Consider the following 21715-nt stretch of genomic DNA (forward strand, 5'->3'; position numbering starts at 1 on the left):
TCAACTGGTTCCCGGACCTGAAGCGAGCCACCTTTACATCAGTTGTCGCATCTATACGAAATGTTTGATGACTCACGATATCCCTGCATATAGAGCAACGCAAGCCATACACTTGCCCTGGGCGACGACTGGACGATCATGCCATGCCGGCGCTCACGTGAGCTTTCTCATCGCCTCGCTGGTGATGCTGCTCTTCTCGGTCGGTTTTGTGGCTATGACGCCTCACGTCAACGAGACTGGCGCCTTATTCTCCTACGTCACCCTCGGGCTGGGTCAGCAAATGGGCCGCTGGCGATAGAGGAAGGACTGGGGGCAGGCGACACGCCTGGTCTGGACGACGACCGATAGCGAGTTCCCGTCGGCGTTCAAGCATGCCCCTTCGCAAGCGGCAGCAACCGCCAGGCGACTTCGACGAAACACGACACGCCCGCATCGCGGAAGCTGAGCGAGGCGTCGAGCACGTCCTTGCGCGACAGCTCCTCGATCTTGTGGGTATCGGCGTAGTGGCGGGCGACCTCCGCCGGCAGCACCGGAAACGGCGGGCCCTCCTTCTCCGCCGGGTCGTACTCGAAGGTGATCAGCAGCTGCGGCGCGGCGTCGCTCAACTCGACGAGCTGTCGGGCGTAGGCGTCGCGCATGGTCGGCGGTAGCGCCACCAGCGCAGCGCGGTCATAGACCAGATCGACCGTGCCCAGCGTCGCCGGTGTCAGCGCGAAGATATCGCCCTGGAACACGGTCAGCGCGTCGTGCTGCCAGCACTGGCCGCCCTCCCACTCGCTCACCACCGGTTCGACACCGAGTTCGGCGAACAGCTGCGCCACCGCCAGCTCGCTCAACTCGGCGCCGACCACCGCATACCCCTCACTCAGCAGCCAGCCGATATCCAGGGTCTTGCCGCACAGCGGCAGGAACACTCGCGCCCCCGGCGCGAGCGAATAGCGCGCCAGATGGCGCTTGAGAATGGGATGGACGAAGCTCAGATGAAACCCGAGCTGTGCCTGCTCCCAGCGCTGTTGCCAGAATCGATGCTCCACCGGTTCTCTCCCACTTGCTGAGTGATCGACACCAGGCTGTCGCCGTGCCGCTGCCTGTCGCCAGCTTAACCCAGTCGAGCTCTGGGTAGAGCAGTTAGACCTTGGTGGTCTTCGAGCGACCCGCCACTTCTTCCAGTACATAGCGTCTGCGCTGCCCACGTATCGCGCGACTCGCCGGTTTTTCGAGCAGGGATCACTTGTTAGAGGCATTCGGACAGGGGCTGACGCAAGTCACGCTGGGGGAAAAGCGCTATTTTATCGATATACGATAACTATTAACACTTGCCGATAACTCAGGGCTTGGATAGGCTCGACCAGGCAGGTGAATCGCTGAGTCGACATAACAACCCCACAAGACAGGTAGCCTCATGATCGATTACTCACCCACTACCCGCGCCCCCTTGCGCTGGCTCTCTCGCCTACGCCGACACTGCCTCGTGGCCGCCGCCACGCTGGGTCTCGCCACGGCGGGCATCAACGCCGCTCAGGCACAGGAGACCCTGATCGCCGGCGCCACCCCCAGTGGCATCCCCTTCACCTTCCTCGATGTCTCCAGCGGCAAGATCACCGGCGCCATGGTCGATCTGATCGAGGCGGTGGGCCAGGACATGGGGGTCAAGGTCGAGATCAAGGAGTCGTCGTTCAACGCGCTGATTCCGTCGCTCACCTCGGGCAAGATCGACATCATCTCCGCGGCCATGCTGCGTACCCCCGAGCGCGCCAAGGTCGTTGCGTTCAGTGACGATGTCTATCCCTACGGCGAGGGCGTGATCGTCAAGCGTGACCATCAGGGGGATATCCATACCCTCGACGATCTCAAGGGTCAGGTGGTCGGCGCGCAGGTCGGCACGACCTATGTGCGCCAGCTGCAGGCGACCGGGCTGTTTCCGGACATTCGCAACTACGACACCCTCGCCGACATGATGCGCGACGTCTCCCTGGGCCGCATCGTGGCGGGCATCGGCGACGCGCCGGTGATGGCCTATCAGCTCAAGCAGGGCCGCTTCGCCGATCTCGAGCTGGCGCCTGACTACCAGCAGCAGATGGTGGGCGAGGTCGCGCTGGCCGTGGCCAAGGACAATACGGCCCTGCTCGACCGCGTCAACGCCTCCCTGGCCAAGCTCAAGGCAAGCGGCAAGCTCGACGCCATCTTCGCCAAATGGGGCCTGTGACAAGTCCCACCGTGTCGCCACCGACACGTCGCCGCTATTTCGCGATTCCCCGCTAACCGCCGCACGCCGGGCTTCACTGCCCGGCGCGCCCGGCCTCGGCCCAGGAGACCTCCATGGCGTACTCCGATATCGCCGCGTTTTTCCCGATCCTGCTCAAGGGCGCCGTGGTCACGGTGCAGATCACCCTTGGCGCCCTGCTGCTCAGTACCTTTCTGGGCCTGCTGCTGGCGCTGATGAAGCGCTCTCCGTTCGCGCCGATATCGGCGCTGGCCAGCACCTTCATCAACGTGATCCGTGGCCTGCCGATCATCGTGCAGCTGTTCTACATCTACTTCGTCATTCCCGAACTGGGCATCGATCTGAGCGCGTTCCAGGCCAGCATCATCGGCCTGGGGATCGCCTATAGCGCCTATCAGGCGGAGAACTTCCGCGCCGGCATCGAAGCGGTCGACGCCGGCCAGATCGAGGCGGCCAAATCCATCGGCATGAAGAGCGCCCTGATCATGCGCCGAGTGGTGCTGCCCCAGGCGGTACGCATCGCCCTGCCCCCCTACGGCAACACCGCGGTCATGATCCTCAAGGACTCTTCGCTCGCCTCGACCATCACGGTGGCGGAGATGACCCGGGCAGGGCAGCTGATCGCCGCCTCGACGTTCCAGAACACCACCGTCTACACCATGGTGGCGCTGATGTACCTGGCGCTCAGCCTGCCGCTGATCTTCGGCGTCAACCGCCTGGAGCGTTTCTTCGCCAAGTCGCGACAGGGAGCCGACCAATGATCGCCATCGACCATATCCACAAGGCCTTCGGCGCGACCCAGGTGCTCAAGGGCGTCAGCCTCGACGTCGCCGCCGGCGAAGTGGTCTGTCTCATCGGCCCTTCCGGCTCGGGCAAGTCCACCGTGCTGCGCTGCATCAACGGTCTGGAGAGTTACGACAGCGGCGCGATCACCATCCACGGCCAGACGGTGGATGTCCGGCGCAGCGATATCCATCGCCTGCGCACCCGAGTCGGCATGGTGTTTCAGCGCTTCAACCTCTTTCCCCACCGCACGGTGCTCGAGAACGTGATGGAGGGCCCCATCTTCGTCAAGGGCGAGCCCCGGACCGATGCGCGACGACACGCCCAGGAGCTGCTGGAGAAAGTCGGCCTGGCCGAGAAGCAAGCGGCCTATCCGACCCAGCTCTCGGGTGGCCAGCAGCAACGGGTGGCGATCGCCCGGGCGCTGGCCATGCGCCCGGAGGCGATTCTGTTCGACGAGCCCACCTCCGCGCTCGACCCGGAACTGGTAGGCGACGTCCTGACCGTGATGCGGGACCTGGCGACGGAGGGCATGACCATGGTCGTGGTCACCCACGAGATGAGCTTCGCCAAGGAGGTGGCCGACCGGGTCTGCTTCCTCTACGGCGGCCAGATCGTCGAGGAGGGGCCGGCGTCGCGCGTCCTCAGCGAGCCGCAGAATGCACGCACGCAGGATTTCCTGCGCCGCGTGCTCAACCACTGAAGAGGAGGCGCGCCGATGCCAACCCCACCGCCGATGCTGCGTTCTCTCTGGGCCGATAGCCATCCACCCGCAGCGCCGCTACCTGCACTCGAAGGTGCATGCCGCAGCGATGTCCTGATCGTCGGTGGCGGTTTCACCGGGGTCGCCGCGGCGCTGGCGCTGGCCGAACGCGGCATCTCGACCCACCTGCTGGAAGCCAGCACGATCGGCTGGGGCGCCTCGGGACGCAACGGCGGCCAGGTCATCCCGGGACTCAAGTACGACCCCGATCAGCTGATCGAACGCTATGGCCAGGAGCGCGGGCAGCGCCTGATCGACACCAGCAGCCGCAATGCCGACGTGGTCTTCGATCTCATCCAGCGCCACGCCATCGAGTGTGACAGCCAGCGTCAGGGCTGGCTGCAGCCCGCAGCCACCCGCGCCGGAGTCCAGCGGATCGAGAAGCGCGCCGCACAGTGGTCGGCGCGCGGCGTCGAGGTCGAGTGGCTGGCGCGGGAGGCCTGCGCCGAGCGCCTCGGTACCACGGCGTATCTGGCCGGCTGGCGCGACCCGCGCGCGGGCAGCCTAAACCCGCTGGCCTTCGTGCGCGGCCTGGCCCGGGCGGCGATCGCCGCGGGGGCGCAACTCCACGAGGGCTCGGCGGTGACCGGGCTGACCCGTCAGGCCGAGGGCTGGCGGGCGACCACCGCCCATGGAGAGGTGGTGGCCGAGAGAGTCCTGCTGTGCACCAATGGCTATACCGACGCCTTGCAGCCGGGCCTGGCACGCAGCGTGATCGCCGCCAACAGTTTTCAGATCGCGACCCGGCCGCTGAGCCCGGCAGAGGGCGCCGCCATTCTGCCCCGGGGAGAGGTCGCCTCGGACGCGCGCAAGCTGCTGTTCTATTTTCGCCGCGACACCGCCGGTCGACTGCTGTTCGGCGGGCGTGGACCCTTTCATGATCCCCGTGACCCCACCGATTTCCGTCACCTGATCAGCGGCATGACCAAGCTCTATCCGGCGCTGAAAGGCGTCGAGATCGACTATGCCTGGGGCGGGCGGGTGGCATTGACCCAGGATTCCATGCCGCACGTGCACGAACCCGCCCCCGGCTTGAGCGTGGCACTGGGCTACAACGGCCGTGGCGTGGGGATGGGCACGCATCTGGGCAGCCTGATCGGCCGCCATCTCGGTACCCGGGCGCTCGCCGACGCCCTGCCGTTACCGGTCACCTCCATCGCGCCGATCCCGCTGCACGGCCTTCAGCAGCTCTACGTCGCGGCGGTGATCCAGTACTATCGGACCCAGGATTGGCTGGAGCGATGACAGGAGACCCGATGGCCGACTCAACAAGCGCCGGTGCCCGCTCGGCGCTGTTCAACCAGTCCATCGAGAAGGCGTTCGTGGTGCTGGGTCTGTTCGATGCCCACCACAGCGAACTCAGCCTGTCGGAGATCGCTCGGCTCACCGACATGAGCATGGGCTCGGTACAGCGGATCACCCATACCCTGGAGCAGCTGGGCTATCTGGTACGCGTGGCGCAGAGCCGCAAGTACCGGATCGGCATCGGAGTGCTCGGCGTGGGCGCGCACTATCTCGAGGCCAATCTGCTGATCGATTGCGCCAATCCGTATCTGTCGGATCTCAGCAATCGCTGCCTGGAAACGGTCTCGCTGACCGAACCCTGTGGGCTCGATATGGTCTACGTGGCACGCTTCACCAGCCGCCACTACATCCCGATCCACATGCCGATCGGCAGCCGTGTGCCGATGTTCTGCACCGCCTCCGGGCGCGCCTATCTCTCGGCGCTCGATGACGCCGCCCTGCGCGATCATCTCGAACGCAGCGAGCGCATCGCCCATACCGCCAACACCGTGACCGAGATCGAGGCGCTGGTGGAGATCGTGCAGCAGTGCCGCCAGCGCGGCTTGGCCTGGAACAATGCCGAATACTTCCGGGGCGACATCAATATCGCCGCGCCCGTGATCAACGCCTCGGGCCATCCGGTGGCGGCGGTCCACGTCACCGCCCCTGCCAGCCGCTGGCAGCTGGAGAACGCCATCGACACCCTCGGGCCACCGCTGCTGGAGTGTGCGCGGGCGATCACCCAGGCGGCGCGCACCCGGCGCTAGATGTTGTACGAAAACTGCCTAGGCTCGGCGACTTTTCGTACACAACCTGGGCTCCCCCCCGCTTAGCCCTCCAGCGGCGGCAGGCGCCGACGGCGCAGATTGAGTGTCACCAGCGAGACGCCGACGATCACCACCAGCGCGCCGATCACCTGATTGAGGGTGATCGGCGCGCCGAGCATCAGATAGCCGAGCCCCATGGTCACCACCGGCAGCAGGTTGAGCGAGGTCGCGGTGTGGCTGGGGCCGACCAGCAGCAGCGCCCGGTTGTAGCAGATCAATGCGATCAGCGAGGGGCCGATCCCCAGGTAGAGAATCGCGGCAAGGGCGTGACCGTCGAGCTGCCAGGCGTCGGCGAAGAACACGTTCTCCACCACCATCAGCGGCGTGAGGAACAGCACCGCAATACCGGTCATCGGCACCAGCGAGGCGTAGAACGGCACCCTGCCCAGCCAGTGGCGCGCCGCCACCGAATAGACCACCCAGGCCAGCACCGCCGCCGCCACCAGCGCATCCCCGGTCTGCAGCCGCGCCAACGTACGCACCAGAGCACCATCCGAGACCACCCAGGCCGCGCCGCCGGCGGAGAGCAGGATACCCAACCAGCGTATCCGGCCCAGCCGCTCGCGGAAGAAAAGCGCCATCAGCATGGCGGTGGCCGCCGGGGTCAGGCTCTCCAGCACCGCCACCGTAGTCGCATCGCTGACCCGCAGCGCCGAATAGAGCAGCGCGGAGAACAGTGCCATGCCGTTGATCGACATGATCGCCAGCGCCTTGATCTCGCGCCCCAGCACCTGGCGCTGACGCCAGGCGGCGGTGCCGAAGATGAGCGTCACCGCCAGGAACACCACCAGCATGCGCGACCACGCCAGCGTCAGCGGCGGCAGGCTCGCGGTGGCGAACTTGCCGACCACCAGATTACCGGAGAAGAGCAGCACGACGACCGCGAGATAGAGGGGAGCGATGAGAGGCACACAGCACCTGTCGATGAATAGAGAGAGGATCGAGGCATCGCGTTGACGACCAGCCGCCGACGCCGGAGCACGATAGCAGCGCCGGTGCCTCGAGGACATGCGGCTTCCGTGCAAGAGATCACCGGCGGCGCGCATGGCGAGGCGACAAGTCGAGGATGTTGGCTACACTCCATTCGAACGCGCTAATTCTTATCCCCGAGCGCCTCGCTGGCCGTCGCAAAAGGATCTTGCCATGAGCACCACTGCCGAATCGCCCCGCATCCGCGTGGTCCGTCGCGGAGTCAATCCGCTGCACGGGCTGCTGCTGGCGGGCACCTTCCCGCTCTATCTGACCGCGGCCCTCAGCGACTACGCCTACGCCACCAGCTATCACATCCAGTGGTCGACCTTCGCCTCCTGGTCGATCGCCGGCGGCCTGGTGTTCAACGGCCTCGCCTGGCTGTTCGCCCTGGGCGGTATCGTGATGGCCAGCGGCCAGCGCGGACGCGCCGCACTGGAGTGCCTGCTGCTGCTGGTCACCTTCGTGCTCGGCTTCGTCAATGCGCTGGTGCATGCCCGCGACGCCTGGGCGATGATGCCCACCGGCTTCGTACTCTCGATCGTGATCGCGCTGCTCGCCCTGGTGGCGGCCCTGATCGGGCTCTCGCGCAACCGCGCCATTGCGCAAGAGATGGCGGGAGGTCGCAGCTGATGACCACTCGCCAGCACCACACCGCCCCGCTTGCCCGCCTGACCCTGCTGCCACTACTGCTGGTCGCCACCGGCGCCCTCGCCGCCGAGGCCCAGTATGGCGCAGACCCTCAATTGCCCGAACCGCAGCGGGGCCTGCTCCCCAACATGGGTGTACCCGAGCAGACGCCCTGGGACGAGCGCAAGCCCGAGGTCCCGGAGGGCTACACCATCACCGCCATCGCCACCGATCTCCAGGTGCCGCGGCAGACCCTGGTGCTGCCCAACGGCGATATTCTGGTCGCCGAGGGCAAGGGCGGCGGCAACGCGCCCAAGGTCCGGCCCAAGGACTTCATTGCCGGGCTGATCCAGTCCCAGGGCACCACCGCGGTCAAGAGCGGTGATCGTCTCACCCTGCTGCGGGACGCCGATGGCGATGGCAGCTACGAGCAGCAGACGGTGTTCGCCGACGGCCTCAACGCGCCCTACGGCCTGGCGCTGGTGGGCAACGACCTCTACGTCGCCAATCAGGATGCGCTGGTGCGCTTCGACTATCAGCCGGGCCAGACCGCCGCCCGCGGCGCCCCCGAGACGCTGACCCCGCTACCGGCACAGATCAACCACCACTGGACCAAGGCGCTGACCGCGAGCCCCGATGGCCAGTACCTCTACGTGGGGATCGGTTCCAACAGCAACATCACCGAGCGCGGCATGGCGGCGGAGGTCGACCGCGCCGAGATCTGGCAGATCGATACCGCAAGCGGCGCCCATCGCACCTATGCCAGCGGTCTGCGCAATCCCACCGCGCTGACCTTCCAGCCGGGTACCGATACGCTATGGACGGTGGTCAACGAACGTGACGAGCTGGGCCCCGACCTGGTGCCGGACTACCTCACCAGCGTGCAGGAAGGCGGCTTCTACGGCTGGCCCTACAGCTACTGGGGCCAGCACGTCGACCCGCGGGTTCGCCCGCAGGACCCGGCCAAGGTCGCATCCGCCATCGCCCCCGACTACAGCCTCGGCTCCCACCGCGCGCCACTCGGCGTCGCCTTCTCCAACCCCGCGGTCGGCGGCGAGTTCAGCGACGGGGTCTTCGTCAGCGAGCACGGCAGCTGGAACCGCGCCGATCCGGTCGGCTACAAGGTCGTGTTCATTCCGTTCGAGAATGGAAAGCCCGCCGGTGACCCGGTCGATTTCGTCTCCGGCTTCCTGGCCAGCGACGACACCACCCGCGGCCGTCCGGTGGGGGTCAGCGTGGCACCCAACGGTGCGGTGATCATCGCCGACGACCTCACCAACGCGGTCTGGCGGGTGACCCGCGACGCCTCTGCCGCCGCCGAGGCCCCCAGCGATATGGGTGCCGGTAGCAGCGACAGGACTAGCGACGACACCGCCGGTGAAACGGAAAAGGCACCTACCCCAGAGACCGAACCGGCCGGTAGCGGAAGCGACACCAATAACGCCTGACACCCCGTCGACAGCCCACGAACGCCCCGGTGGCACGAGCCATCGGGGCGTCTTTGTGTTCGGTGCCGGCTATGGGCAGTGGGTGGGTGATGACAAAGCTTGCCGATCAGGCCGGGCCCGAACGATGGCCGTTCGCCGACACGACGCGCCCGGGCGGGTCATTGAGCAATCTCGTCGGCCTCGCCCGAGGCGTGCCCTCGGGCGATATCGCGATGGCTGATCACGACCACATCCCTGGGCCACCACTCGGGATGCTCGTCGCGAATGAACGCCAGCAGTTTTTCCCGAACGCTCACCTCGGCGTTCCACCCGGAGAGCGGATCGACCGTCATCAGGTAGCAGGTCACGGTCTGCGCCGGCCCGGTCTGGTCGGTCACGCAGCAGAGCAGCTTGTGATGCTCGATCACGTTCTCCTCGGCCTCGGCGAACTCGAGGAATTTTTCACGCAGGATCGCGATATCGGCGCTCAGGTGCAGCGTCAGCACAATGCTGCGGTACTCCTTGGTACTCTTGGAGGAGAGGTTCTCGAACGCCTTCGAGGCGAAATAGGTCACCGGCACGATCAGGCGCCGCTCGTTCCATAGCCGCAGCCTGATATGCGTATAGAAGATCCCCTCGACATAGGCCCACTGCCCCTCGAACATCACCAGGTCGCCGACCCGTATCGGCTTGGCCAGCGACAGCTGAAACGATGACAGGATATTGCCGAGCACCGCCTGCCCCGCCACACCCACCAGCACCGCCAGCACGCTCGCCGAGGCCAGAATCGACAACCCCAGGGTTTCGAAGAGCCGAACCTGCCCCAGCACATAGATCGTCACCGCCGTCACCAGAATGAGAATGATGATGCGTCGAACCGCATAGAGCGTGGTGAGCAGCTTGCGGTCGTCCTGGGGCTTGGAGTCATCGATCTGGCCCGCGAGGCGACGCGTCATCTTCAGCATCATGGTATCGACGAGCCGCAACCCGACGGCCCCGATCCCCCAGGCCAGGATGGCGATCAGCACCACCCGCAGGGTGATCGTCGCCACCGCCGAGAAGGAGACGACGTAATCGAGCAGCGCCTGGGTCAACAGCGACATCACGATGAGCGCCACCGGGCCGCGAATCTGCTTGGCGAAGATGCTCGGCGAACCGGAGGGCAGCCAGCGCGTCATCACCTCGATCAAGCGATAGACACCCTTGCCGATCAGCGCGACCGCCAGCAGCACCAGCGGGATCGCGATCCACTCCCAGATCCTGAGCGGCCCGAAGGCGCGCTTGAGACTCTCGGGAATGTGGCGCTCGAACGCCGCCGGGCCATACTCGCGATAGAGCGCAGGGATCGCCGCCACGCTCTCCGGCGTGATCAGCCAGACCGGCTCCTCGTTGGCCAGCCGATAGCGCCCCAGACGGATGTCGTAGGTGTCGCCATCGGCCTCGAGCGTGGCCAGCTCGATATCGCGACGTGGCTCGCCGGCGTGGGGGCTCTTGCCCGTGGGGTCCTCGATCGCAGCATCCTGACGTCCGGAGAGGCCGGAAAGACGGATCGACTTGCCACGCTGGAAGATGGCGGCGAGCTGTCGCGCCAGCTCGGCACCCTGCTTGCGCTGCGCCGCCGGAGAGAGATCGGCAAGGTTGAGGATATGGGACGCTGCTGCGAACTCATTGTGTGCCGCCAGATCGCGGAAGGTGCGCATCGCCTCCCGCGGGGTTCTGAGCTTGACCGCGTCCGGTGCCTTCCCCAGGCCACTATTGAGCGAATCGATGGCGTACCACTCCTGGACGCCGTCGGCTTCCTGGGTCTGTGCCAGGCACAGGCCGGAGACCAGACATATCGCTGCCGCCAACAACCACCGCTGCCATGCGCTTGATCGTGTCATCCCTGAGTCACCGCTTTCCTGAATCGTTCGCAGGATCATCCTGCCTTGCATGGGGCGCGTCCATCACGTGGGTCAAGCCCGCGCCCGGGAGCGCCTCGAGGATCGACCCCATCGCTGGGCGAGCACTGGCAGCGCCAGGCACTGCCTGACAGGCACACCGCCCCGCGGATTCTCTCCCGCGAGGCGGTGTCGTGACTCTCCGACGTGATGACCGGGTGTGGCTAACTGATATGACGACCTGATATGACGACCTGTCGGGACGACTTCTCGTGAAGACCTGTCATGCCCCCAGGGCGACTTGCCGGGTTCAGAACTTGGCGGCTTCCGGCGGCGCCACCGCCGGGCCCTGCTCCCGCGCCAACGACTTCGCGACCGATTCCAGATGGCTGGCATTGATATCGGCAGGCGAGTGGGCACCGATCAGCGTCATGGTCACACGCAGGTCCGCGGCGATCAGTTCCAGCAGATGCGAGACGCCTCGCTCGCCATCCGCCGCCAGCGCATAGGCATAGGCCCGGCCGAGCAGCACGCCCTTCGCCCCCAGCGCCAGCATCCTGACCACATCCAGCCCGGAGCGAACGCCGGAGTCCGCCAGCACCGTCAGCTCGTCACCGACAGCATCGGCGATGTGCGGCAACGCCTGTGCGGTGGGGATCGCGCCGTCGAGCTGCCGTCCGCCATGATTGGAGACGATGATGCCGTCGGCCCCCATGCGTACCGCATCCCGGGCATCTTCCTTGTCCAGCAACCCCTTGATGATCAGGTTGCCCTTCCAGCTTTCGCGGATCCACTCCAGCTCGCTCCAGCTGATGGAAGGATCGAAGTTCTTGGCCAGAAACCCCATGTAGTCGTCCATGCTCATCTGGCGGCCGGTATAGGCTTCGATATTGCCGAACGATAAAGGCTTGCCCTTGAGCGCGACGTCGAACGCCCACCAGGGGTGGGTCAGCGCCTGAACGGTCTGGCGCAGCTTGGCGTGGGGGCCGGACATGCCGGAGTGGCGATCGCGGTAACGCGAGCCCGGCAGCGGCATGTCGACGGTGAAGACCAGCGTCTTCATACCCGCGGCCCAGGCGCGATCCAACGCGTTCTGCATGAAGCCGCGATCCTTCAGCACATAGAGCTGAGACCACAGTTCCCCGTTGGCGCCCGCCGCCACCTCCTCGATGGAGCAGACCGACACCGTCGACAGCGTGTAGGGAATGCCGGCCTTGTCGGCGGCCCTGGCGGCCTGCACCTCGCCGCGGCGCGCATACATGCCGGTCGCCCCGACCGGCGCCAGCGCCACCGGCAGCTTCCAGCGGCTGCCGAGCACCTCGGTCTCCAGCAGCGGATCACCGCCCCCCTGGAGCACCCGCTGGCGCAGCGGAATGGCCTGCAGGGCCTCGACGTTGCCCCGCAACGTGCTTTCGGTCACCGCCCCGCCATCGAGATAATCGAACAGAAAGCGAGGAATACGCCGCTTGGCAGCTCGGCGGTAATCGGTAGGGCCTGAGATGATCATGGATTCGCCTTAACGCTCGGTACGGAAGCCGTGGAAAGAAAAACTCGCCGCACACGGCGAGGGAAGAGAGAAGCTGCGGCTAGCGTACCAAGTCCCCTCGCAGAAAAGCGGTCTCGGGAATCAGGACTTTAGTCGCAGATCCCGCGCCCTGGCACGTCTATCCTCTCATCCTGCCGGACCGAAGGTCTCGAAGTCGATCTGATTCGCCGCGACACCACGCGACTCCAGCCCGGCGCTGATGGCGGCGAGAAACCCGGCAGGCCCACAGAGCAGATAATGGGCTTCGTCTCCAGCACCCAGCGCCAGCAGTTCCGCGGCAGTGAGGCGGCCTTCAGTGTCGTAGTCCCTGCCGCGGATATCACTGGCCTGCGGCGCGCTGTAGAAGATGCGGCGCTCGATCTGGCGACCGGCAGCACGTGAGCCGGCCTGGATCGCGGCTTCGACCTCCGCCCTGAAGGCATGGGCCGGGCCGTTGCGGGTGGCATGAACGAACCAGATCGGGCGCACGCTGCCGCGCTCCGCATCGGCCACCGCCGCATGCAGCATCGCCAGCATCGGTGTGATGCCCACCCCGGCGCTGATCAGCACCAGCGGACCTTGCCCGGCGGGCAGCACGAAGTCGCCGGCAGGGGCGTGGGCAGCAAGGCGATCGCCGACCGCGACCCGGTCATGCAGAAAGCGCGACGCGATCCCGTGCGTCTCACGCTTGACGCTGATGCGGTAGGTGGCGTCGGCGGGCGATCCCGAGAGCGAATAGCTACGCCGGACCCGCCCCGACTGCCCCGATACCGCAAGTTCGATCGGCAGATGCTGCCCGGCCCGGAAAGGCGGCAGCGCGCTACCATCGGCACTGACCAGCAGGAAGGACGTGATCCGATCGCTCTCGCGGCGCTTCTCGACCACCGCGAGCCGCAGCGCCGGCGTCTCTCGCTGCCACCGCAGCGCCAGCACCGCAGGGCGATCCACCACCCGCTCGATGCTGACCTCGATCCAGCGCCGGGCGTTCGGATCCTCGTCCGGCCGCGGCTCCCACTCGAGGCGGGTACGTCCGGTGATCTGCAGCATGCCGCCGCTCTCGAAATCGACGAACAGCAGCCCCACGCGGGGGTCCTGGAGCAGGTTGCCGAGGGTGTTGAAGAAGTTGTTGCCAGGGTAGTCCGGGAATCGAAGCGTGCCCGCCCCGGTGACCTGGACGAACCCCGGCTCTCCGCCGCGATGGGAGGCGTCGTAACCGCGGTTCGTGCTGGTCTCCCCGCCTGAATCATGGGCCGAATCGGGATCGGCGACGGAGCCGGAAACGGAGCCGATAAAGAAGGTATCCGCCACGGCGATTCGCGCGCGCTGCCCGGCATCGAGCCGCTCGGACACGCTGGCGCCGGGCTCGGGAACGGGCTCGACGCGCCGCCACACCCGCTCGCGGATGTACTGTGGGCAGTTGCCGAAGCTCTGCTTCACCTCGACGACCAGCCCCGCCTGGGCCGACCTAACCACCCCGTTGAGCCGGTTGCGGCGCCGAGTCTCCAGCTCGATCCCCAGCAGGCCAACCTCGTCGCCGGCCTGCAGCGCCGTGGCCAGCGGGTCCTCACGCGCCAACGTCGCCGCCATGGCCAGGGTTCGCGCATCCGGCGTGGCGGTGAACCCCGGCTCGCCTTCCAGCAGGGTGACCCAGGGCTGGCCCTGCGCGTCGCCAGCGGCCAGGACGATGAATGGCAACTGGGCGAAGAACTCGCGATGCTGCTCGGGCATATGATCGCGGATGAAGCGACCGGATGGCGCTACGCCGGCGCGGCGCTGCGCCTCTAACTCTCCCGCATGGAAGGGTGTGGTATCGCGTGTCATGACCGACCTCCGTTCGCACGTCTACTATTCAGGCCAGTCGCGGCGATGTCGCCATGGCGACGAAGTGCTGCAGCGCTTCGATTCGCGCCAGCCAGGCGCGCACCTGCGGATAGGGGGCGAGGCTCACACCGCCCTCCGGGGCGTGGGCGATATAGCTGTAGCCGGCGATGTCGGCCAGCGTCGGATGATCGCTCGCCAGCCACTCACGGCCGTCGAGATGAGCTTCCATCATCCCCAGCAGGGTGTGCGAACGCGCCTTGGCGGCATCGTGGTCGAGGGGCGCATCGAAGACCGTGACCAGCCTCGCCGCGCAAGGGCCGTGGGCGATCTCGCCGGCGGCGATGGAGAGCCAGCGCTGCACTTGGGCCTTCTCCAGCGGTTCGCTGCCGGTCCAGCGGGCAGTCTCCCCATAGCGCTCGACCAGATAGATGAGGATGGCGTTGGAGTCCGCCAGAGTGACGCCGTTGTCATCGATCGCCGGCACCTGCCCCAGCGGGCTGATCGCCAGATAGGCGGGCTCGCGGTGGGCACCGTTGGCCATATCCAGATCGATGGTCGTATAGGGCACCTCCAGCAGCGCCAGCATCAGTTCGACACGGTGACAGTGGCCCGACTTGGGGTTGCGATAGAGCGTTACGGGAGCATCGGTAAGGGCATTGGCATTCGACATGATCGGGCTCCTTCAGTAGTGACATGAATCATGAGACGAGCCGAACCGCGATCCAGGGCCACTCACCAGACGCGATCGCCGCAGGGCTCGTGCTAGTGGCCACTCTATTCGCTATCGTTAGCTGGAAGAATGAGCCCATTCTGAAAGGAACTGTTTTGGTTTCTGAAATACTGCTGTGATTTCTTAAACCTCACCCTGAATTCTGAAACGCCATCGACGCAGGGAGCCATTCCATCGCCATGGATCGTCTACAGGCACTGACGGTTTTCGTCGCCGTCGCCGAGGCGGAAAGCTTCGCCCAGGGGGCACGCCTCAGCGGGCTCAGCGCGCCCTCTGCGACCCGAGCCATCAACACCCTGGAAAGCCACCTGGGCGCCCGTCTGTTCACCCGCTCGACCCGCCGTGTGCGCCTGACCGAAGCGGGTCGAACCTATCTCGGGGAGGTACGCGAGATCCTCGCCCAGCTACAGGCCGCCGACGACGCGGCCTCGGGCGCGGCCAACACCCCGGTGGGCCGGCTGCGAATCACCTGCCCGCAGGAGTTCGGCCGCCTGCATGTCACGCCGCTGCTCACGGATTTTCTCGATCACTATCCCCAGGTCGAAGCGGAACTGATGATGCTCGATCGCATCGTCAATCTGGTCGAGGAGGGCTTCGATATCGCCGTGCGCATCGGCCACCTGCCCGACTCCGAGCTCACGGCCGTGCGCATCGGCCAGGTACGCCGTGTCATCTGCGGCTCACCGGACTATCTCGACCGCTGGGGGCCTCCCCGCACACCGGGAGAGCTTGCCCGGCATCGCCTCGTCACGCTGGCGGCCGGAGTGCCGGCGCGGGAGTGGCACCTCGGCGCGGATGCATCGCGCGGTGTCAGCGTGGCATCGCGGCTCACGGTGAGCAGCGTGGCGGCGGCCATCGATATCGCCCGGCGGGGCTGGGGGCTGTGCCGCGTGCTGTCGTACCAGGTGGGCCCGGATCTCGACGCCGGTGCCCTGCAGACCGTGCTGGAAGAGCACGAGCCCGCCCCACTGCCGGTACATCTGGTCCACGTCGAGGGCCGCCGGGCGGCGGCCAAGGTGCGGGCTTTCATCGACTTCGCGGTGCCACGGCTACGGGCGCTGGAGGTCTTGCGGAGCGAAGGCGACGCCGAGCGGGGCGAGTAGAACGGCTAGCGGGCAGGCCATGTCACCGGCCCAGACCGCTCATCAACACATACTTCACGTCGACGTACTCCTCGATGCCGTAGTAGCTCCCCTCGCGCCCGTAGCCGGACTGCTTGATACCGCCGAACGGCACCGACGCCGTTCCCACCGAACCGCTATTGAGAATGACCATGCCCGCCTCCAGCGCTCGCGACAGGCGGAATCCGCGCCCCAGGTCGCGGGTGTAGGCGTAGGCCACCAGACCATACTCGGTGGCGTTGGCACGTTCGATGACCTCGTCTTCCGTCTCGAAACGATAGATCGGGAACACCGGACCGAAGATTTCGTTCTGCGCCATCTCGGCATCGTCATCGAGGTCGGTCACGATGGTCGGCTCATAGAACAGTCCACCCAATGCGTGGGGCTTGCCACCGAGCACGACGCGGGCGCCATCTCGACGGGCGGCGTCCACCAGCGACGCTACCTTGTCGAAGCCGGCCCGATTGATCATGGGCCCGACAGCGGCATCGTCACGCATGCCATCGCCCACCGCCACGCGCGATACCCGCTCGGCGAGTCGCTCGACGAAGTCATCGTGAATCGAGGCGTGCACATAGAAGCGATTGGGCGAGATACAGACCTGGCCTGAGTTGCGCAGCTTGGCACCGACGGCGCCATCGAGCGCCGCCTGCAGATCGGCATCGTCGAAGATGATGAAGGGCGCATTGCCCCCCAGCTCCAGCGTCATGCGGGTCAGCGTCTGCCCGCAGGCATTGGCGAGCAGGCGCCCCACCGCAGTCGATCCGGTGAACGAGAGCTTGCGGATACGGGTATCACTGGTGAAACGCGCGCCGATCGCTTTCGGATCCCCGGTGACCATCTCGAACACGCCCTCCGGAATACCGACTTCCCGCGCGGCTTCCAACAGTTTGTAGGCAGTCAGCGGCGTCTCCTCGGCGGGCTTGATGATCATCGTGCAGCCCGCCGCCAGGGCGGTAGCGATCTTGCGCGTGATCATCATGAACGGGAAGTTCCAGGGCGTGATGGCCGCCGTCGGGCCGACCGGTTCCTTGACGACCGTGATGGCCGAATCCGCGGCATGGCTGGGGATGGTATCGCCGTAGACGCGCTTGGCCTCCTCCGCGTACCACTCGATGAAACCGAGACCGTAGTCGACCTCGGCGTACGCCTCGGAGAGGCACTTGCCGTTCTCCTTGACGATGAGTTCGGCAAAGGCCGCCTTGTCATCGCGGATGCGCTCGAACCAGCGCCGCAGCAGGTCACTGCGCGCCTTCGCCAGCTTGCGCGACCAGGCGGGAAAGGCCGCACAGGTACGATCGATCGCAGCGTTCACTTCACTCAAGGACATGGCCGGCGCGTCGCCGACTTTCTGACCATTGGCAGGATTCAGGACTTCGATCACAGGAGTACTCCTCACAGGCCGTTGGTGTGCAAAACCCGATGCACAGGACGGCTTGCATGATAGAAATGCCTCCACTGACCGACGATGGCTCCCGCTCTCACATCATTGCCTAAAGCTCTTTCCAGCCCGCTCGATCCGACCAAAACATGCCAGACTCTAGCGGCCGCCACATCGAGCAGCGCATCGTGACCGTCCGTCGACAAAGGCTGCCATCATGCCCCCAGCAAACCAGCGATATCGCACCGAGCCGAACGCCCAGCAGCAGGAGATCATCGCCCTGCTGGAAAAGCTCGCACCTGAGGAAGGGTACAACCTGACCGCCCTGCCGGACGTGAGGTTCCTGCGCTCGAACCGCCCGCTCACATCCACGCCGGTGCTCTACGATCCCGGCATCGTGATCGTCTGCCAGGGCCGCAAGCGAGGCTTCTTCGGTGGGCAGGTCTATCGCTACGACGCCCAGCACTACCTGGCCGTCTCCGTGCCCGTCCCCTTCACCATGGAAACCGACGCCAGTGCGGCAGCGCCGCTGCTGGCGATCTACATGCACCTGGACTTCGAGCTCGCCGCCGCGGTGATGCTGCAGATCGAGACCATCGGCGATCTGCCCCCAGCCACCCCACGCGGCATGGTCTCGACGCCCATGGACGAACGTCTGCAAGCGTCAGTGCTGCGTTTCCTGGATGCCATGAGCCGACCGCTCGACGCCGCGGTACTCGGCCCGGCGCTGGTGCGCGAGATCTATTTTCACGTCCTGACGGGCGATCAGGGCCCCTCGATACGGGCGGCGCTGGCGATGCAGGGCCAGTTCGGCAAGGTGGCGCGGGCGCTGCGCTGCATTCACGCCGCTTATCAAGAGGATCTCGACGTTGGCCAGCTCGCGCGGCACGCCGGCATGAGCATCGCGACCTTCCACGCACACTTCAAGGCGGTGACGCTCACCACGCCGATGCAGTATCTGAAATCCACGCGCCTGCATCAGGCCCGACTGCTGATGGTGAGAAACGGCATGACCGCCGCCGCGGCCAGCGCCCGAGTCGGCTATGAAAGTCCTGCGCAATTCAGCCGCGAGTTCAAGCGCCTGTTCGGCCGCACACCGACCGCGGAAGTCAGGCGGATGAAGGCGGAATTCGCGATTCCCCCCGCCCAAGCGGCGAGCGAGTTCGTATCGTCACATTGAGGTCTCGAACCGCTAGCCAGCGCGTCACCTGCAGGCACTCGGTCTTCAGACAGCGGCCCACCCATAGCGAACGTGGTCATCAAAGTGCCGCTTTGGGCCAGGTGATCTCGCGTTCTCAAGCCCAGATCCGCGCGAGCAAGAGCGCGGATATATAGAGACCGCCACCGAAGATCACATGGGTCGCCAGACTGCGTAGCGCGTTTTTCAGCGGGGTCGGCGTGCGCGACCCTGCGATGCCGGCCCCCATGGCGGGCTGCATCACGAACAGCGGAAACACGAGCGTCGCTACCCCAACCCCCAAGGCGGCTCGCCAAGAGGGGGCATGCAGCCAATCGGCACCGCAACAGATCACCAGCAGTGCGGCGAACGCGATACCTACCGCGTAGTGAACGGCCCAGCCCAATAGCCTCTCACCCTGGATCGGCGCGGCCTTGCCAATACTGGCGTGGACCAGTTGGCCTCCGCGCAGGTGGCCGATCAAGCGGCCGACGAGCGCGTAATTCAGCGTGGGTACACCCAAGGCTTTGAGAAACGCCGTCCACAGATCCATGATCCAGGTTGCCCCGATACCCACCAGCACCACCCGCACTGCCACTTCCACCGTTGTCATGCCGACTCCTTGCCGTTGCTGAAAGCTCGATTCGCAGGCAGCATAAAAGTTGAAGTCAACTTCAAGTCAAGGGGCGTCATGGACATCTCGGAAGTGGCCCGACGCACGGGCGTGCCGGCCTCCACACTGCGGTTTTACGAGAAAAAAGGATTGATCTCGGCGACCCGAAGTGCCGGTCAACGGCGGCAGTTTGCGCCGAGTGTTCTCGACCAACTGGGGTTGATCGCGCTGGGGCAGGCAGGCGGCCTGTCACTGGATGAGATCGGCACCATGCTATCTCCCTCCAGTGCGCCCCAGGTCGATAGAGAGCTGCTCATCGCCAAAGCGGATGAGATCGATGCAACCATCAAGCGCCTGAGGGCCATGAGTGAAGGGCTGCGTCATGCCGCGGAATGCCCCGCCCCCAGCCATGCGCAGTGCCCCACGTTTCAGCGGCTGATCAAGGTCGCCGCGGCGGCCAGATGGAAACAAGGGCGAATGGCAGATCCCGCTACCGGCACGCAGAAATCAAACGCTATGCGCCGTCGATGAAGTGCTCCAGGTCGTGCCCCGCGACGCCGCGAACACCTCGACGGCGGTATCGATAAAGGCCTGCACACCGGGGGCCGGGGTGTCGCTGGCGGACAGTTCCAGCCCGAGACGACGCGGACAGGGCGTCTCCAGCGCCAGCGCACGCCAGCCCTGGCGTTGCCGGGGTAGATGCAGCGACGGTACCAAGGCAACTCCGAGTCCCTCACCGACCAGCGTCAGGGCGCTGTTCCAGTCGCGCACCTCGAGCTGCAGATCCTGCAACGCAAGCCCTGCCGAGTCGAATAGCGTGCGGGCATTGCTGGAGCAGCCGCCGGTGGCGAGCACGAACGGCTCCTTGGCCACCGCCGCCAGCGCGACTTGAGAGAGGCCCTGACGGACCCAGCGATGAGGCGAAGGAACCACCGCGAGCCATTCATCGTGGCACAGGGTCACGCCGCCACGCAGCGGCGAAGGGTCACAGATCACGCCGATATCCACCCGCCCCGCCGCTAGCCACGCCGCCACTTCATCGTCGGTGCCCTCCATCGCGACGACCCGAATCCCCGGATGCTGCTGGGCGAATACCCTCAGCAGCCCCGGCAGCAGCGTGGCCGAGAACGACGGCAAGCAGCCCAGGCGCAGGCGGCCATGGGCGCAGCCCCGCGCCGCGTTGGCCAGATGGCGTATCGAGGTCAGCCCGTCGACCACCTGATGCGCCTGTTCGAGCACCTGCTGACCCAGCCGGGTCAGCACGATGCCGCGCCGCTGCCGTGTGGCCAGACGCACACCGAGATCGGTCTCCAGTGCGGTCAGCGCCTGGCTGGCACCGGACTGGGTCATGCCCAGTCGCTCAGCGGCCCGCGACAAACTACCGGTCTCGCCCAGGGCGACCAGCAGGCGAATCTGATTCAGGTTCATGACATAAGTCCGGCTGATATCTCACTTCTATCCCAGTAACGAGACTTATCTTCACGCCGTGCCACAGACTGGGGCAAGTCCTGACCGAGTGGTGCCGGTGTGGTCCCACGGGACTGGCCGCCCCGTGTTCTTCTGGACAAGGAGATACCCCATGTCGCGCAACGTCTCCCCTCACCTATCCAAGCACACATCTCAGCCCCCATCCCCTCAACAGACCGCTCACTCGAGTGAGGCGAATCCGCACGCCATGCCACCCAGCGCGCCGTGGACACGCGCCGCACCCGTGTTGTTCCTGCTGCTCTGGTCGCTGGGATTTCCGGTCGCCAAGATCGGCATCAAAGCGGTCGATCCGCTGCTGTTCCTGGCCCTGCGCTTTGCGCTGGTGCTGATAGTGCTCCTGCCGGTGGCGCTGTGGCTGCGCCCACCGCTGCCGACCCGGGGCAGCGATTGGGGCCACCAGATCATGGTGGGCGCCCTGATCCAGACACTCTACTTCGGGCTCTGCTATACCGGCTTCGCCCTGGGAGCCTCGGCGGCCACGGTGGCACTGATCATCTCGCTGCAGCCGATCCTGGTCGCGCTGCTGGCACCCCGCCTGCTCGGCGAGCACATCGATGCCCGTCACTGGCTGGGGTTGGCGCTGGGTCTGGCGGGTGCCGCGCTGGTGATCCTGTCAGGCGAGGCGCACGGCGGTGGCTCGCTGGCCGGACTGGTCTGTGCCCTGGGCGCCCTGCTCGGCATCAGCGCGGCTACGCTTTACGAGAAGCGCTTCGGCAGCACCCTGCATCCGGTCACCGCCAATGCCATCCAGTACGCCACCGGGCTGGTCACCACGCTGCCGCTGGTACTGCTGTTCGGCCAGTATCGGCTGATCTGGTCCGTGGAGATGGTAGCCTCGCTGGGCTATCTGGTGATTGGCAACTCGCTGATCGCGCTGACGCTGCTGCTGGCGATGATCCGCCGCGGCGCGGCCTCACAGGTCTCCGCGCTGTTCTATCTGATTCCGCCGACGGCGGCGCTGATGGCGTGGCTGCTGATCGACGAACCCCTGCCCGCCATGGGCTGGGTCGGCATGGCAGTCGCGGCGCTGGGCGTGGTCCTGGCGAGCCGCGGCAAAACCACTCGCTGAGAG

20 protein-coding genes are annotated in these 21715 nt (G+C 66.0%); 11 read left to right on the forward strand and 9 right to left on the reverse strand.

The window, feature by feature from the left end:
* Positions 1-365: 365 nt before the first annotated feature.
* Positions 366-1034 (reverse strand): thiopurine S-methyltransferase, encoded by a 669-nt coding sequence (gene tmpT / locus DOM66_RS00205; RefSeq protein WP_110675002.1) that lies wholly within the window; start codon positions 1032-1034, stop codon positions 366-368.
* 368 nt (positions 1035-1402) lie between these two features.
* On the opposite strand from tmpT, the gene DOM66_RS00210 reads away from it, so the two are divergent.
* The 5 genes from DOM66_RS00210 to DOM66_RS00230 all read left to right on the forward strand — a co-directional run bounded on the left by DOM66_RS00210 (position 1403) and on the right by DOM66_RS00230 (position 5821).
* Positions 1403-2206: an ABC transporter substrate-binding protein gene (locus tag DOM66_RS00210; protein ID WP_110675003.1), complete on the forward strand. Its 804-nt coding sequence runs from the start codon at positions 1403-1405 to the stop codon at positions 2204-2206.
* Between the two features lie 113 nt (positions 2207-2319).
* Positions 2320-2985, forward strand: a complete 666-nt coding sequence (locus DOM66_RS00215; protein ID WP_110675004.1) for an amino acid ABC transporter permease — start codon at positions 2320-2322, stop codon at positions 2983-2985.
* The gene (locus DOM66_RS00220; protein WP_110675005.1) at positions 2982-3710 is read left to right on the forward strand and encodes an amino acid ABC transporter ATP-binding protein; all 729 of its coding nucleotides are present in this window, start codon (positions 2982-2984) and stop codon (positions 3708-3710) included. Before DOM66_RS00215 ends, DOM66_RS00220 begins: the two co-directional genes overlap by 4 nt.
* 15 nt (positions 3711-3725) lie before the next feature.
* Entirely contained in the window at positions 3726-5015 is a 1290-nt protein-coding gene (locus tag DOM66_RS00225) for an NAD(P)/FAD-dependent oxidoreductase (protein ID WP_110688909.1), read from the forward strand.
* A gap of 11 nt (positions 5016-5026) precedes the next feature.
* A complete protein-coding gene (locus DOM66_RS00230; RefSeq protein ID WP_110675007.1) occupies positions 5027-5821 on the forward strand; it encodes an IclR family transcriptional regulator in 795 nt (264 codons plus the stop codon).
* A 62-nt stretch (positions 5822-5883) separates the two neighbouring features.
* On the opposite strand, the gene DOM66_RS00235 is transcribed toward DOM66_RS00230, so the two are convergent.
* The gene (locus tag DOM66_RS00235; RefSeq protein WP_188115118.1) at positions 5884-6792 is read right to left on the reverse strand and encodes a DMT family transporter; all 909 of its coding nucleotides are present in this window, start codon (positions 6790-6792) and stop codon (positions 5884-5886) included.
* 232 nt (positions 6793-7024) lie between these two features.
* On the opposite strand from DOM66_RS00235, the gene DOM66_RS00240 reads away from it, so the two are divergent.
* Entirely contained in the window at positions 7025-7483 is a 459-nt protein-coding gene (locus DOM66_RS00240; protein WP_110688911.1) for a DUF2231 domain-containing protein, read from the forward strand.
* Positions 7483-8928 carry a PQQ-dependent sugar dehydrogenase gene (locus DOM66_RS00245; protein WP_110688912.1) on the forward strand — a complete coding sequence of 482 codons (1446 nt, stop codon included), beginning with the start codon at positions 7483-7485 and terminating at the stop codon, positions 8926-8928. Before DOM66_RS00240 ends, DOM66_RS00245 begins: the two co-directional genes overlap by 1 nt.
* 158 nt (positions 8929-9086) lie before the next feature.
* Here DOM66_RS00245 and DOM66_RS00250 read toward each other — a convergent pair whose 3' ends face one another.
* The 4 genes from DOM66_RS00250 to DOM66_RS00265 all read right to left on the reverse strand — a co-directional run bounded on the left by DOM66_RS00250 (position 9087) and on the right by DOM66_RS00265 (position 14803).
* Positions 9087-10790 carry a mechanosensitive ion channel family protein gene (locus tag DOM66_RS00250; protein WP_110688913.1) on the reverse strand — a complete coding sequence of 568 codons (1704 nt, stop codon included), beginning with the start codon at positions 10788-10790 and terminating at the stop codon, positions 9087-9089.
* Positions 10791-11097: 307 nt separating this feature from the next.
* The gene (gene lldD, locus DOM66_RS00255; protein ID WP_110675012.1) at positions 11098-12294 is read right to left on the reverse strand and encodes an FMN-dependent L-lactate dehydrogenase LldD; all 1197 of its coding nucleotides are present in this window, start codon (positions 12292-12294) and stop codon (positions 11098-11100) included.
* Between the two features lie 165 nt (positions 12295-12459).
* Entirely contained in the window at positions 12460-14133 is a 1674-nt protein-coding gene (locus DOM66_RS00260; protein WP_110675013.1) for a pyridoxamine 5'-phosphate oxidase family protein, read from the reverse strand.
* Positions 14134-14161: 28 nt separating this feature from the next.
* Positions 14162-14803 (reverse strand): glutathione S-transferase family protein, encoded by a 642-nt coding sequence (locus DOM66_RS00265; RefSeq protein ID WP_110675014.1) that lies wholly within the window; start codon positions 14801-14803, stop codon positions 14162-14164.
* 239 nt (positions 14804-15042) lie between these two features.
* On the opposite strand from DOM66_RS00265, the gene DOM66_RS00270 reads away from it, so the two are divergent.
* On the forward strand, positions 15043-15966 hold the full coding sequence (locus DOM66_RS00270; protein ID WP_110688914.1) for a LysR family transcriptional regulator: 924 nt from the start codon (positions 15043-15045) through the stop codon (positions 15964-15966).
* A 22-nt stretch (positions 15967-15988) separates the two neighbouring features.
* On the opposite strand, the gene DOM66_RS00275 is transcribed toward DOM66_RS00270, so the two are convergent.
* Entirely contained in the window at positions 15989-17368 is a 1380-nt protein-coding gene (locus DOM66_RS00275) for an NAD-dependent succinate-semialdehyde dehydrogenase (protein WP_110688915.1), read from the reverse strand.
* A gap of 214 nt (positions 17369-17582) precedes the next feature.
* On the opposite strand from DOM66_RS00275, the gene DOM66_RS00280 reads away from it, so the two are divergent.
* Entirely contained in the window at positions 17583-18545 is a 963-nt protein-coding gene (locus DOM66_RS00280) for an AraC family transcriptional regulator (protein WP_110675017.1), read from the forward strand.
* 115 nt (positions 18546-18660) lie between these two features.
* Here DOM66_RS00280 and DOM66_RS00285 read toward each other — a convergent pair whose 3' ends face one another.
* On the reverse strand, positions 18661-19155 hold the full coding sequence (locus DOM66_RS00285; RefSeq protein WP_110688916.1) for a DUF2938 family protein: 495 nt from the start codon (positions 19153-19155) through the stop codon (positions 18661-18663).
* Between the two features lie 78 nt (positions 19156-19233).
* Between DOM66_RS00285 and DOM66_RS00290 the strand changes: the two genes are divergently transcribed.
* Positions 19234-19686, forward strand: coding sequence for a helix-turn-helix domain-containing protein (locus DOM66_RS00290; protein ID WP_110688917.1), 453 nt, complete (start codon positions 19234-19236; stop codon positions 19684-19686).
* Here DOM66_RS00290 and DOM66_RS00295 read toward each other — a convergent pair.
* Positions 19663-20583 carry a LysR family transcriptional regulator gene (locus DOM66_RS00295; RefSeq protein WP_110688918.1) on the reverse strand — a complete coding sequence of 307 codons (921 nt, stop codon included), beginning with the start codon at positions 20581-20583 and terminating at the stop codon, positions 19663-19665. The two genes, DOM66_RS00290 and DOM66_RS00295, sit on opposite strands and share 24 nt — an antisense overlap.
* A 247-nt stretch (positions 20584-20830) precedes the next feature.
* Here DOM66_RS00295 and DOM66_RS00300 point away from each other — a divergent pair, with 247 nt between their 5' ends.
* A complete protein-coding gene (locus DOM66_RS00300; RefSeq protein WP_110688919.1) occupies positions 20831-21712 on the forward strand; it encodes a DMT family transporter in 882 nt (293 codons plus the stop codon).
* The last annotated feature ends 3 nt before the right edge of the window (positions 21713-21715 follow it).

This window comes from Salinicola endophyticus, assembly GCF_003206575.1.
GTDB classification, from domain to species: domain Bacteria; phylum Pseudomonadota; class Gammaproteobacteria; order Pseudomonadales; family Halomonadaceae; genus Salinicola; species Salinicola endophyticus.

Excerpts from the sequence above, each read along its gene's own strand:
- DOM66_RS00260 (WP_110675013.1), bottom strand. The coding sequence starts at position 14,133 with ATGACACGCGATACCACACCCTTCCATGCGGGAGAGTTAGAGGCGCAG.
- lldD (WP_110675012.1), bottom strand. The coding sequence starts at position 12,294 with ATGATCATCTCAGGCCCTACCGATTACCGCCGAGCTGCCAAGCGGCGT.
- DOM66_RS00225 (WP_110688909.1), top strand. The coding sequence starts at position 3,726 with ATGCCAACCCCACCGCCGATGCTGCGTTCTCTCTGGGCCGATAGCCAT.
- DOM66_RS00300 (WP_110688919.1), top strand. The coding sequence starts at position 20,831 with ATGCCACCCAGCGCGCCGTGGACACGCGCCGCACCCGTGTTGTTCCTG.
- DOM66_RS00285 (WP_110688916.1), bottom strand. The coding sequence starts at position 19,155 with ATGACAACGGTGGAAGTGGCAGTGCGGGTGGTGCTGGTGGGTATCGGG.
- DOM66_RS00245 (WP_110688912.1), top strand. The coding sequence starts at position 7,483 with ATGACCACTCGCCAGCACCACACCGCCCCGCTTGCCCGCCTGACCCTG.
- DOM66_RS00215 (WP_110675004.1), top strand. The coding sequence starts at position 2,320 with ATGGCGTACTCCGATATCGCCGCGTTTTTCCCGATCCTGCTCAAGGGC.
- DOM66_RS00280 (WP_110675017.1), top strand. The coding sequence starts at position 17,583 with ATGCCCCCAGCAAACCAGCGATATCGCACCGAGCCGAACGCCCAGCAG.
- DOM66_RS00290 (WP_110688917.1), top strand. The coding sequence starts at position 19,234 with ATGGACATCTCGGAAGTGGCCCGACGCACGGGCGTGCCGGCCTCCACA.
- DOM66_RS00270 (WP_110688914.1), top strand. The coding sequence starts at position 15,043 with ATGGATCGTCTACAGGCACTGACGGTTTTCGTCGCCGTCGCCGAGGCG.
- DOM66_RS00210 (WP_110675003.1), top strand. The coding sequence starts at position 1,403 with ATGATCGATTACTCACCCACTACCCGCGCCCCCTTGCGCTGGCTCTCT.
- DOM66_RS00265 (WP_110675014.1), bottom strand. The coding sequence starts at position 14,803 with ATGTCGAATGCCAATGCCCTTACCGATGCTCCCGTAACGCTCTATCGC.
- DOM66_RS00250 (WP_110688913.1), bottom strand. The coding sequence starts at position 10,790 with ATGACACGATCAAGCGCATGGCAGCGGTGGTTGTTGGCGGCAGCGATA.
- DOM66_RS00240 (WP_110688911.1), top strand. The coding sequence starts at position 7,025 with ATGAGCACCACTGCCGAATCGCCCCGCATCCGCGTGGTCCGTCGCGGA.
- DOM66_RS00220 (WP_110675005.1), top strand. The coding sequence starts at position 2,982 with ATGATCGCCATCGACCATATCCACAAGGCCTTCGGCGCGACCCAGGTG.
- DOM66_RS00230 (WP_110675007.1), top strand. The coding sequence starts at position 5,027 with ATGGCCGACTCAACAAGCGCCGGTGCCCGCTCGGCGCTGTTCAACCAG.
- DOM66_RS00295 (WP_110688918.1), bottom strand. The coding sequence starts at position 20,583 with ATGAACCTGAATCAGATTCGCCTGCTGGTCGCCCTGGGCGAGACCGGT.